The organism is Bacillota bacterium, from assembly GCA_013314855.1.
Lineage (GTDB): Bacteria > Bacillota > Clostridia > Acetivibrionales > DUMC01 > Ch48.
Genome location: JABUEW010000116.1, coordinates 1 through 12,655, shown reverse-complemented (window position 1 = coordinate 12,655; position 12,655 = coordinate 1). Strand labels below are relative to the sequence as shown.

Sequence of the window (12,655 nt, the reverse complement as noted above, 5' to 3'; positions counted from 1 at the left end):
AAAGAATGAATGACTTTTAGTCCTTCTGGTTTCAGGAATTATTTTTGGTACAATCTTTGATGGGTTTCTGTATATATCCAGTACGGTATCGTATGTGGTTATTGCCATATTATAAGCTTCATCTCTGAGTGTGCAAAACACAACAAAAAATTTAAGGTTTGTAGAGGGTGTCTACAAAAAAGACACCCTCATTTATACTTTCTACCAGTTTACAATAGAAACAACAGGTCGATGAGTAGAACCTGTTCGAGCTGATGTAGTACTTGGAACAGTACAATTGGTTATATTAGTTGCATAATTTTTACCGATAAAGATATAGCTATTTCGTACAGTAACATTAGGATTTGCATTAGTAAACCCCGAACTCGTTCCTGCTACTGCAAAAGCATCTCTAAAATCATATAACATTGACTGCACTGGCGTACCTGTAGGGCTATCTTGAAAAGTTCCAACTACTATTTTAGGTCCTGTCCTGTTAGCAACCAACTGTTTAATTTCATCCACTTGTGTAATTCTTTCATTTGAATCTAATCCCAGATGAGTAACAAAGAAATTAATTGTTGTGCCGTTAACTTGTGTCTGAACTTCCAAACACGTTCTTTGTTCTCCCACACTTGTCAAATTGTGGACCGTATAAGAACTAATAGGAGTTTTGCTTAAAACCGCATTACCATATTCTCCTCCAAACATATTCGTAGATTTTCCAAAAACATAATACATACCCAATTTATTTGCTAAGTATTGGGCTTGATCAACCATACCACTTCGAGTAGTATTTTTATCTACCTCATTGAGAGCAACGATATCCGGATTTTCTGCTTGGATTACACTCGCTATCCTATCCAGGTTTAATACACCATCTGTTCCAATACCACTATGAATATTATAGGTCATTACCTTAATGGTTGCTGCGGTAGCGGTCGCAGAACTCCCAATGCCTAATGTCCCTAGCATCACTGCCGTTGCCACAAAAAAATTAACTAACTTTTTTGTGAAATATTTCATAATATAACCTCCTCTTCATTATTTTTATTATTTTTATTAAATTTTACTCTTCAACCCACTTAAGAGAACGTTCTACAGCTTTTTTCCAGCCTTTGTATAGCTTTTTACAGTACTCTTCATTCATCTGGGGTGTAAAAACTCTATCAGCAGTCCATCTTTTAGAAATTTCTTCCTTACTTGACCACATACCTATATGCAATCCAGCCATAAATGCAGCTCCAAGCGCTGTGGTTTCAACCACTTTAGGTCTATATACATTTACACGCAATATATCAGACTGGAACTGCAGCATAACATTACTTACACTAGCTCCACCATCAACCTTAAGAGACTTGATATCGCAATGTGCATCTTCCTTCATACATTCGACGATATCCTTAACTTGATATGCAATAGACTCAAGAGCAGCTCTTGCAATATGTTCCCGTGTTACTTCTCTTACTAAACCCAATATTGCTCCTCTAGTATACATATCCCAATATGGTGTACCCATTCCAACAAAAGCAGGAACAAAATATACTCCCTTTGTATCATTAACTCTTTCAGCTAATTCATCACACTCTTTTGCCGTCTTAATGATCTTTAGTCCATCTCTTAACCACTGTATAATTGCTCCACCAATAAATGCACTACCTTCTAAAGCATAATCGACTTCATTTTCTATTCCCCAAGCTATAGTAGTCAGTAAATTATTTTTTGACAAAACAGCCTTCCTACCTGTATTCATCAATAGAAAGCAGCCTGTACCATAGGTATTTTTAGCCATACCTTCTTCAAAACATATCTGACCAAACAAAGCAGCTTGCTGATCTCCAATGACAGATGCTATAGGTATTTCTTTGCCTAGAATTTTGCTATCCGTGTAACCAAATATAGTACACGAAGGCTTAACTTCCGGGAGAATAACCTCAGGAATATTTAACATCTTAAGGAGCTCATCATCCCATTTAAGTGTATTTATGTTAAACAACATTGTCCTTGAAGCATTTGAGAAGTCGGTAGCATGTACCTTCCCACCTGTAAGCTTCCATATAAGCCATGTATCAATGGTACCTGCACAAATGTTTCCTTTTATTGCTTCTTCTCTCACACCCGGGATATTTTCAAGAACCCATTTTATTTTTGTTCCTGAGAAATAGGCATCTATTACTAGGCCTGTCTTTTTGCGCACTTCTTCTGCTAGTCCGTCCTTTTTAAGCTGTTCACAAATTCCTGCAGTCCTTCTACACTGCCAAACAATAGCATTATATACAGGTTTACCTGTGTTTTTATCCCATAACAAAACTGTTTCTCGTTGGTTGGTTACACCAATGGCTAGGATATCTTTCGCATTAACACTACACTTCTCAAGTACTTCTATCATTACTTCTATTTGATTTTGCCATATCTCCTCCGGATCGTGTTCTACCCAACCTGGATTCGGGTAAATTTGTGATTGTTCCTTACTGACAGAACCAATAACTCTACCTTCAGAATCAAAAATAATAGCTCTTGAACTGGTTGTACCCTGGTCAAGGGTAATTACATACTTCCTACTCATTTCATTCACCTTCAATGTTAATTACCTTGCTACACCTGATTCTCTGGCAGCTTTAGCAACTGCTTCCGCGACTGCCTTTCCAACTCTCATGTCAAATGGTGCTGGTATAATATACTCAGGATTTAACTCCTCATCACTTACTAATGAAGCTATAGCTTTAGCTGCCGCTATCTTCATCTCATCATTGATATCCCTTGCCCTTACATCCAGAGCTCCCCTAAATATTCCCGGGAATGCCAGCACGTTGTTTATCTGGTTTGCAAAATCTGATCTCCCTGTTCCCACTACCACCGCACCAGCTTCCCTGGCTTCATCTGGCATTATTTCAGGCACAGGGTTTGCCATAGCAAAAATTATAGGGTCCTTAGCCATGCTCTTCACCATTTCCTTCGTCACTATTCTGGGAGCAGATAGCCCTATAAACACATCAGCAGCTGCTATGACATCCCGTAGTGTACCTTTCTTCTTTTCAAAGTTTGTAATTCTTGCCATCTCTTCCTTTTCTGGATTTAAACCTTCTCTTCCTTCATAAATTGCTCCTTGTCTATCACACAATATTACATTGTTCAAACCCATTTTCATTAAAAGCCTTGTTACAGCTATACCTGCTGCTCCTGAGCCGTTTATCACTACCGATATATCCTTAATGTTCTTGTTTACTATTTTAAGCGCATTCATCAGTGCTGCCAACACTACAACGGCCGTACCATGCTGATCGTCATGGAATATTGGAATATCGCACTCTTCTTTAAGCCTTCTTTCTATCTCAAAGCATCTCGGAGCAGATATGTCCTCCAGATTTATTCCTCCAAAACTTCCTGATATAAGCTTTATAGTGTTTACTATTTCATCAACATTTTTTGACCTTATACAAAGTGGGAAAGCATCCACATCACCAAAGGCCTTAAACAGCACGCATTTACCTTCCATAACCGGCATTGCAGCTTCCGGACCTATGTCTCCTAACCCAAGTACTGCAGTACCATCTGTAATAACTGCTACAAGATTCCACCTTCTTGTGTACTTATAAGAAAGATTTATATCTTTCTGGATTTCTAAGCAAGGCTCTGCAACTCCTGGAGTATATGCAAGAGAAAGATCTCTCTTATTTGCAACAGGTACTTTACTTATTACTTCAATTTTTCCTTTCCATTCTTTATGAAGCTTTAACGCCTCTTCTTTTAATTGAGTCATTACTAAATTCCTCCTGCTTATATTTTCTAACCAAAATATTTGATAAAAACCGCTTATTGTTCAAATGGGAATTTATACTGTGTCAATCCAAGTTCATTTCTAACCTGTATGAATTGCCTCTGGAGAGCTTCATTAAAAGGTACTCCCTTATCCTTCCTTTCTTGCATTGTTATATATTCCTTCTCTCCGGGAGTGTATATTCTATCATGTCCCGGCATTTTCTTTGATGCTCTTAGTTGTCTTAATATATCTCCCGCTGTCTTCTTAAATTTTTCAAGTTCTGTAAATGCACTTATGTCTATTGCAATAAAGAAGTGACCAAGCCTGTATGGAACTTTATTCCCATTCTCATCAAATCCACTAAGCATCTTGAGAAATGCTCCTTCTTGCAAGGCTGAAGAAAGTATTTCCACAACTGTTGCATATCCATATCCTTTGTAACCAGCACCTTCTTCTCCTATTCCTCCTAGTGGTGTCAGTGCAGCTTTACCTTTTGTTAAATCTATAAGTACTTGCTTTGTATCTGTCCTGTAATTTCCATTCTCATCTATTACCCATCCTACAGGTATATCTTTATTTGCCCTATCATACATTTCTATTTTCCCTCTCTGAGACACAGAAGTAGCACAGTCAAGCAGAAAGGGAAATTCTTCATCTGTAGGTATTCCAAATGTCAATGGGTTTGTTCCTAACATATTCTCTACACCAAATGTTGGTGCTACTGATGGCCTTGCATTTGTCCCAGTTATACCTATCATTCCTTCTTCTACTGCTATGAGAGCATAATAACCAGCTATTCCGTAATGGTTAGAATTTCTTACTGCAACCATCCCCATTCCATATTTTTTTGCCTTATCAATAGCTATTTGCATTGCTTTTTTGCCTATTACATGTCCCATTCCATCATGTCCGTCAACAACTGCAGTAGTATAACCTTCTTTAATTATTTCAAAATTTGTTACAGGATTTTGAATGCCTTCTTTTATTCTGTCATAATATATTGTTTTGAAGCGCCCAACGCCATGAGAATCTATTCCCAATTTATCAGCTGTAATAAGTACGTCTGCACATATTTTTGCGTCTTCTTCCGGAACTCCTATAGCCTTGAAGGCATCTATCATAAAATTCTCTGCTAGGTCATATGGAAGCCAGACTATTTTTTCACTCACAATTAATCATCCTTTCCTTTATAATAAAATTAGATTAGTGAAGTACACAAATACATTCTCGTCCACTTTGAGGTATTTTTAAAATGCTTGATAGTTTCATTTATATTTTATTTTATCTCTACGAAATATCTTTGCATATGGACAATTTTGTCAGAAAATTTGTCTTTTATTGCAATTGATTGGTCAAAATTCTTTATATTCTCATGTATTTCTCTATGCCTTTATAGCTCCTATCATTACGCCTTTGACAAAATACTTCTGGAGAAAAGGATAAACACACAGAATAGGAACTACTGCAACCATAATGACGGCGTACTTTATCTGCATTGTAGCCAAACTTTTCTGCTCTCCAGGCAGCATATTAGCTGCAAGGTCCTGGGTGTTTTCAATGAGTATCTTCACGAGGTATAGCTGAAGAGGTTGCAGTTTCTGGTTAGGCAGATAGATTAACGCACTGAAATAGCTATTCCAGTGCCCCACTGCGTAAAAAAGAATTAGGACTGCTATAATTGGCATGGATAGGGGCATTATTATCTTCCATAGGATTGTTACCTCGTTTGCTCCATCTAGTTTCGCTGACTCTATCAGGCTCTCAGGTATCGTTTCAAAATAAGTCCTAGCAATGATTACATAAAATACTCCTATAGCTCCTGGTATAATTAAAGCCCAGCGGGTATTATACAATCCCAGCTTGTTTATAAGAATAAAGGACGGTATGATGCCTCCACTGAAAAACATAGTAAAGGTTATGAAAAACATGATGGGTTCTCTCGCAAAGAAGCTCTTTCTGGACAATGGGTACGCAAGAGCAACCGTCATGATAACATTAACTATAGTGCCAATTAAAGTATACCATATTGTATTATAATATGCTCTCCATATGTCAGGGTTATCAAACACCAGTTTATATGCTCCCCGTGAAAACCCTTTAGGCAACAGCCATACTTCTTGCTTTGCAACAGCCAATGGAGAACTTATGGACATGCTGAATACATATACTATGGGATAGAGGCATATTACTATAACAAGGCACATTATTATATAAATAAACACATCAAATATCTTTCTCTTTAACCTTCCAATATCAAGCATATTTCAAGCCTCCCACTTTTTAGTATGAATTTTTAAAGTCATAGAGCTTCCAAATTCTATATTTTAGGTCAAGCATTTTCTGCTTTACCTTCAATATTCTCCATTAAATTCCAAAATATTTTCAATTCGCCGTGGGATAAATTACCACAACTATTACACCTCAAATTCGGTTTATACCTAAAATCTTTTAAGCATTTCAACAAATAATAACCAAATATGGTATCATTCTACCTTTTTACCACAAAGCTATATCTGTCAGTTTCTTGCTCAACTTATTAACTGAAACCAGCAGAATAAAGTTGATAACTGAATTAAAAAGATCTACAGCACTCGCAAAACTGAACTCCCCACCCAATAAGCCTACTCTGTAAACATAAGGAGAAATGACATCGGACACCTCATAAGTTGCAGGATTATACATCAGAATTATTTTCTCAAATCCTACTTTCATCATGCGTCCTACCTGAAGGATAAATAGAATGATTATTGTCGGTGCTAATCCAGGTAAAGTTATATGTATAACCTGCTTCCACCTTGAAGCCCCATCAATTTTTGCTGCTTCATATAATTGTGGATCTATTGATGATAATGCTGCCAAATATATGATTGAATTCCATCCGAATTCTTGCCATATTCCCGTTGCTATGTATATAGTCCTGAACCATTCTGGTTTACTCATAAAGTTAATACTTTTATATCCCAATTTTTCAATAATTACATTTATTATTCCGCCATATGGCGAAAGAAAGATCACTACCATTCCCACTATTACTACTACAGAAATAAAATGAGGAAGATAACTTACAGTTTGTACTATTCTTTTAAACAAGCCATTCTTAAGTTCATTTAAAAGCAGGGCAAACATGATTGGAATTGGAAAGCCCCAAACAAGGTTATACAAATTCAATAGTAAAACATTTCTGATAAGCCTGAAAGCATAATTAGAGTTGAAAAATTCATAAAACCAACGTAAGCCTACCCACGGACTGCCCAAAATGCCTTTTGAAGGAGAAAAATCTTTAAAGGCTATAATTACTCCGTACATAGGAATGTAATGAAATACTATGAAATAGATCACAGGAAATAAAACCAGCAGTATGAGATATTTGTCCCTGGCAATATTTCGGCACAGCCACGATAATGCACTCTGCACTTTAATTAATGGACCTTCCGCCGCTTTATTGTTTACATATTTATTGGACGCTATATTGTTTACATATTTATTGAACATATGACTTTAATCCTTTCTATTTTCTATGATGGAGGTGCATGTACTGTATAATAGTACATGCACCAGCCTTATATTATTAGTTTTTCTGAAGCCTGTCATACTGTGTCTGTCTCATCTGGAGTATTTCATCTATACCCATACTCTTTAGCATAGCTCTGAAGTCTGTCATACTGCGTCTGTCTCACTTGGAGTATTTCATCTATACCCATACTCTTTAGCATACCTGTGAATTTGTCCCAATTTTCTATAGGTTCCTCTCCTATTATGAATTTAGTAATCATTTCATCCCTGTAAGTAGAGATATCGGTCAGCTTTCTATTAATTTTTGTAAATTCCTCATCTGTATTTATTGCGAATTCTACTCTTGGTACAATTTGCTTTTCAATTGACTTGGCCCTTTCTTTATGCAAAGGATTGCTAAGCTTTAATTTGCCTGTCAGCTCCGCACTCAATACCATCGGAAAATACTGCCAAGCACCTATTGACCTTATGGCTTCTACAGGACCCAAACCATCAGGATTTTTCAGTACAAAGTCGGTCATCTTGATTTCTCCATTCTCGACAGTGTATGATATCCCTTCTATTCCAACTGTCCGCAGTTTGACACTTTCTGAGCTGTATATCACAAAATCGAGCCATCTGAAAGCCACTTCAGGATTCTTGCAATCCTTAGATATGGAAACCATTCCATTAGCGTAACCGATAGTTTCTATATGTCCCTGGTATCCATTAGGGCCAGAGGGTATATTGGTCATTATCCAATTCGCATCATTAACTCCTGACTCCTTCAACTTGTTGTTCCACATTGTAGTGGATTCCTGCCATTCTATCGCCGAACCAGCTAGGTTCCTGACTACTTTGGATAATTGCTGTTCCGACGTGTTAATAGCACATTCCTTATCATAAAGACCTTCGCTATACAGCTTATTCAAAAACACGATCACTTCCTTCGCTCTTGGTTCTAACCACTCGTATTGGATTTTACCGTCTTTATCAGGATAAAATCCTTTACTGAAGCGTAGGTGCAGACCCCAAGCATTTCCCCAGTTGAACATTTGTGCTATACCGTAATTATTTGTTATCGGGATTTCGTCAGGCTGTCCATTTCCATTAGGATCGTTTTCCTTGAATGCTTTCAAGATATTATACCAGTCATCTATTGTTTTAGGTTCACTTAGCTTCAATTTATCAAGCCAATCTTTTCTTATAAGCCATCCATAAGGTCCTGCTGCTATTTCCTCATCTCTGGCACCCGAGAGATGGTATGTAACTCCATCGGGAGTTTTCATCAATGCAGGAAGAAAAGGCTTCTTTTTGAAAGCTATCGTTGCATAAAATCCATATTTCTTAATTAGATCATCCAAAGGTATAATCAATCCATCTTTTCCGTATTTATAAGTATCGACTGGCATATCTATTATATCAGGAAGATTTGTACCGGAAGATAGTCTAGTCTGCATTACAGTTTTATACTGACTTGAAGGAACAACATCCCATTTTATTTTTATGCCAGTGATTTTTTCAATCTCCTACCATACCGGAAGATTCTGAGTGAGACTGGCTGCTGCATATGGATTATCTGATGTTGCTACTGACAATGTTACCGACCCATCTGTCACAATTGGCATAGGATTCTGAGGACCTGTCGCCCCCTGAGCTGCAGTTGGCTGTTTCTGCACTGTTCCGGTTTCAGGTTCTGCCTTTTCAGTTTTTTGGCATCCCGGTAATATAAGAGCCACAACCACGAGTACAGTTAATATTTTTGCAATTAACTTTTTCATAATAACCCCCCATTTAATAATATTATTTTTAGTGTTCAGCAAAGCTGAACTCCTTTCGTTTTAAAGATAAGCCTGAAACTTAAAGACTGTCAACAAACATATTTTGATTTTGAACATAAATTTTTTTACAAATGAGTTTTTGGTATAATAAGCAGTCCGTATATATAAAAACAATAAAGCTAAAGACCTAGGCAGGTTTACTAGAAATGAGTACCGTAACAGATTATATAATGATGATTTTAAAAGCGTACCCTTCTTTTATCATTCCGGATCTTAATAAATTTTATCACCATTTCTTTAAGTTCCTTTTTGAACTTAAAGCTTGATAGTTTCAAGCACCTTTCTATTGGAGTATTGGAAAGAATATTTCTATCTGATTTACCCACGAAGCATGTTTAGAAGTATAGTGAAATTTCAATTTTGCTCCATGCTTTTCATTGAATTTACTTCCATCTATCATCAGGCCCATTGAAATGAATATTAAGGTATCTCATATCATATGTATTGTTCTTTCATTTATATATTCTTCCACTACTTTTCCAAAAATGACATTACAATAATTGCTATATATGTATTATTATAGCACAAATCATCGCATCTTGTCACATTTTACTAATGTGAGGTTGAGTTCTCAAGGTTCATAAGCATCATATTTCTTTAAAACCTAGTTAGATTCCTCTAAATTTATTCCTCTAAATTTACTCGGAGTCAATCCTGTGTACTTTTTGAAAAGTCTCCTGAATGTAATGTCATTATCAAATCCAACCTCACGGGCAACCTCCAGAATAGTCCGGTCACTCAGTAAAAGAGATTTTGCAGCCTCAATTCTTTTCTTGTTCAAAAAATCTACAAAGTTATATCCTATCTGGTTTTTTATAAATCTACTTAAATAAGAAGCAGATACTCCAAATATTTCAGCAATCTGTGTTAGTGACAGGTTATGATCAGCATAATTGTTATTTATGTATTCTATAACTTCCTGAATAAGCTGTGAATTATGGCTTTCCTTTTCTCTAGATATTAGTGCAGATACAGACTTATAGAGTTCCTCTATAGTTTCCATCATCTCTTCAATATTGTCCGTGATAAGGATTTCCTTCAAACTTATAGAAACCTTCTCTTCTATATTCATATCTTCCAATGCCTTCAAAGCTATTGCAGCCAAACTGTAACACATAAATCTTATAGTGCCTAAAGACAATTGGCGATTTCTCATGCTCTGATAGATAGTCTCTCTGGCTAATTCTAGGGCACTGCCTACATTACAGCTCTTAATAAAATTACTTATCTCCTCCTCGGGAATATTGTCAACCATATCATCCTTATCGTTTATATCATCAAAAAAGACCGTACTCCTTTCTCCATTTACAAACCTATAATCAATTCCAACTACTGCTTCTTCATACGATTTATGCAAACTATTGATGTCATCATAAACTTTTCCTACCCCTATTGCCCTATAAATAAAGGATGCATCAATGAGGTATTTACTCAGAATATAGACCAGCGTTCTAGCTGATTCAGGCTTTTCCATGTTAAAAATAACTGCCTTATTTCTTGCATCGATTTCAGCAAAATAAACAAGGGAATTATGCGAGGCAATTTCTGATGAAATGTTTTTGTAATCGGTTTCGGAAAAGAAGCCATCTTCAGCTAAAAGCAGTGAAACAGCCATGAAATAGTCATAATAGAATGTAATTTCCAGCATGTCCATTATTTTGAGAAGACTGCCATCACTATCTATCCCATCTTTTAAAAGCTTTACCAAGCAGGTATTCCTAGCTAAAGGTTTGTATAGGTGTATTTCGCTCATATTCCTGTTTACATTGGCAAACATTGAATAAATTGCGTTTTCCAAAAACATAAATTCATTTTCCACAACTCTCTCGTGAGATAGCCTAGAACGTATCAACTCTATAATTCTATCGAGGGGCTTATAGTTTCTCATAGTCACATAGTATGACACACCAAATCCTATCATAAGATATGCAAGGGAGAGCAATACTGTAACAATCCTTATATAATTAATTTTGGACATGACAGCACCTATGGGAATTGCAGCTACATATTTCCAGCCATTGCTGTCAGATGTGCAATAGAAAATTGCATACCTTTCATTATCAGAAAACTTGAAGTTGTTCCCCAGACCTCCTTTTATATTTTTATATTTCTGCGTGGAAACAAAGGATTTTATTTTATCGTCAACATTAAATCCAGTAATAAAATTATTATTTTCATCTAATACATAAAGTGAACCGTTTTGCAGTATTGAAGCTTTTTCCATACTACTGTTCAGCTTCTCTATGTCAATAAACAAGATTAATGTCGCTTTAAAGCTTTTATCACCTGGAGGAAGTGATTGTATATATGTAAGTATCCTGCGGGGCTGGTTCGAAACACTTACATTCTGGGGTAAAATTAGAAACCTGTTGTTATATTGGGAAAGAAGCCGGTTCCATTCAGATACATCAATATTTTTATAACGAAAAATGTCGGTAAAAAATTGGTTGATATTTTCTTTTCCCCTTGTAGAAAGAATAGTATCCTTATTGTTAAACAATATGGCAATATCACTTACAAATTCATAAGTCGAATTGTATATGGTCAATTCCTGCATGCTGTTTAAAATGTCGATAACACTTACACGATCGTAACTTAGGCTACTGCCGCCCATATTCATAAACTTGTTAACCCAAGGAATATAGGAAAGTTGTACTGCAAAAACGTTCAATGAGTCGAAATTTCTGTCGGTAGAATTTTTGATATCCTCTAAAGCGCTAATATATGTGTTTTCAGTTTGTTCCATATTGATATTGACCATCAAGTAGTAATTGGTTAATCCGAGAGAAAAAAAAGGTATGGTAAAAATAACTATATAAGAAATGAATGTCTTAATAAAAATTGTTTTTCTCTGTTTTATGTACTCAATGCCCTTTATCAAATTTTGCCCCCCCTATCAGGTCAATCGAACTGATTTCAGTAAGTGAAAAACTGGTACTGTATGAATCTAAACAGTTTTATTTATAGTACTTATGCAAAAGTAAAATAAACTATATAGATACTCCATGTTATGGTAATTATAGCATATATACTATAATATTTACAACTGAAAATATCAAGTTAAGTTTGTGTCAAGTTTGTGTCAAGTAGAAGTTTGCAATTTTTTTGTTAAAAAATTACCTCGCATAAATTAATCTGTGTGCATGGTATTCCCTAGTTTAACACCTAAATATTGGAAGCAAAACTTGTAGTCCTTGTATATCAAGGGCTTTTTTCTAAATTTTTTTTATTTTTTTGCATATTTATGTAGCATAATTTGGAATAATATGATATAATATACGTAAAACACAGACGAAAAAATAAGTTCGGGAGGTGCTTTACGTGTATCTTAAACAGGTCCCCATTAAAAAGACCGGCAGGATCTTCTTGTCCATTGCGGAAAAATACAGAGACCCGGTAAAAAAATATTCCACTGACCGCACAATTATGTCCTTAGGCTACCTGGATGAATTACAAAAGATATACCCAGACCCTATTAAACACTTCAAAAAAGTCGCCCGTGAGATGACTGAAGAAAAAGATGCTGAAAAGAAAGTAACATTGGCAATAAATATGGATGAGCAGATGCCAGAAAACACTAAAG

General features: G+C 35.9%; 10 protein-coding genes. 1 reads left to right on the top strand and 9 read right to left on the bottom strand.

Translation table 11 applies throughout. The features are described from left to right. Positions 1-201: 201 nt before the first annotated feature. The 9 genes from HPY74_16380 to HPY74_16340 all read right to left on the bottom strand — a co-directional run bounded on the left by HPY74_16380 (position 202) and on the right by HPY74_16340 (position 11,953). Positions 202-1,005 carry an endonuclease/exonuclease/phosphatase family protein gene (locus HPY74_16380; protein NSW92220.1) on the bottom strand — a complete coding sequence of 268 codons (804 nt, stop codon included), beginning with the start codon at positions 1,003-1,005 and terminating at the stop codon, positions 202-204. Positions 1,006-1,048: 43 nt separating this feature from the next. Continuing rightward, a complete protein-coding gene (glpK, locus tag HPY74_16375) occupies positions 1,049-2,545 on the bottom strand; it encodes a glycerol kinase GlpK (protein NSW92219.1) in 1,497 nt (498 codons plus the stop codon). A gap of 21 nt (positions 2,546-2,566) precedes the next feature. Next, positions 2,567-3,739 carry an NAD-dependent malic enzyme gene (locus tag HPY74_16370; protein ID NSW92218.1) on the bottom strand — a complete coding sequence of 391 codons (1,173 nt, stop codon included), beginning with the start codon at positions 3,737-3,739 and terminating at the stop codon, positions 2,567-2,569. Positions 3,740-3,792: 53 nt separating this feature from the next. Then, entirely contained in the window at positions 3,793-4,908 is a 1,116-nt protein-coding gene (locus HPY74_16365) for an Ldh family oxidoreductase (GenBank protein NSW92217.1), read from the bottom strand. A 213-nt stretch (positions 4,909-5,121) separates the two neighbouring features. Next, positions 5,122-6,000 (bottom strand): carbohydrate ABC transporter permease, encoded by an 879-nt coding sequence (locus HPY74_16360; protein ID NSW92216.1) that lies wholly within the window; start codon positions 5,998-6,000, stop codon positions 5,122-5,124. A 235-nt stretch (positions 6,001-6,235) separates the two neighbouring features. Beyond that, positions 6,236-7,231, bottom strand: coding sequence for a sugar ABC transporter permease (locus HPY74_16355; protein NSW92215.1), 996 nt, complete (start codon positions 7,229-7,231; stop codon positions 6,236-6,238). A gap of 125 nt (positions 7,232-7,356) precedes the next feature. After that, complete coding sequence (locus HPY74_16350; protein ID NSW92214.1) at positions 7,357-8,757, bottom strand: extracellular solute-binding protein; 1,401 nt, start codon at positions 8,755-8,757, stop codon at positions 7,357-7,359. A 3-nt stretch (positions 8,758-8,760) separates the two neighbouring features. Next, entirely contained in the window at positions 8,761-9,012 is a 252-nt protein-coding gene (locus tag HPY74_16345) for a hypothetical protein (GenBank protein ID NSW92213.1), read from the bottom strand. Between the two features lie 664 nt (positions 9,013-9,676). Then, positions 9,677-11,953 carry an AraC family transcriptional regulator gene (locus tag HPY74_16340; protein ID NSW92212.1) on the bottom strand — a complete coding sequence of 759 codons (2,277 nt, stop codon included), beginning with the start codon at positions 11,951-11,953 and terminating at the stop codon, positions 9,677-9,679. 440 nt (positions 11,954-12,393) lie between these two features. Here HPY74_16340 and HPY74_16335 point away from each other — a divergent pair. Further along, positions 12,394-12,655: transposase (locus HPY74_16335; protein NSW92211.1), on the top strand; the 262-nt coding region annotated here is incomplete at its 3' end.

Bases quoted from the DNA above. Each gene is read 5' to 3' on its own strand.
- HPY74_16355 (NSW92215.1), bottom strand. From the start codon at position 7,231: ATGTTCAATAAATATGTAAACAATATAGCGTCCAATAAATATGTAAAC.
- HPY74_16345 (NSW92213.1), bottom strand. From the start codon at position 9,012: ATGAAAAAGTTAATTGCAAAAATATTAACTGTACTCGTGGTTGTGGCT.
- HPY74_16360 (NSW92216.1), bottom strand. From the start codon at position 6,000: ATGCTTGATATTGGAAGGTTAAAGAGAAAGATATTTGATGTGTTTATT.
- glpK (NSW92219.1), bottom strand. From the start codon at position 2,545: ATGAGTAGGAAGTATGTAATTACCCTTGACCAGGGTACAACCAGTTCA.
- HPY74_16380 (NSW92220.1), bottom strand. From the start codon at position 1,005: ATGAAATATTTCACAAAAAAGTTAGTTAATTTTTTTGTGGCAACGGCA.
- HPY74_16370 (NSW92218.1), bottom strand. From the start codon at position 3,739: ATGACTCAATTAAAAGAAGAGGCGTTAAAGCTTCATAAAGAATGGAAA.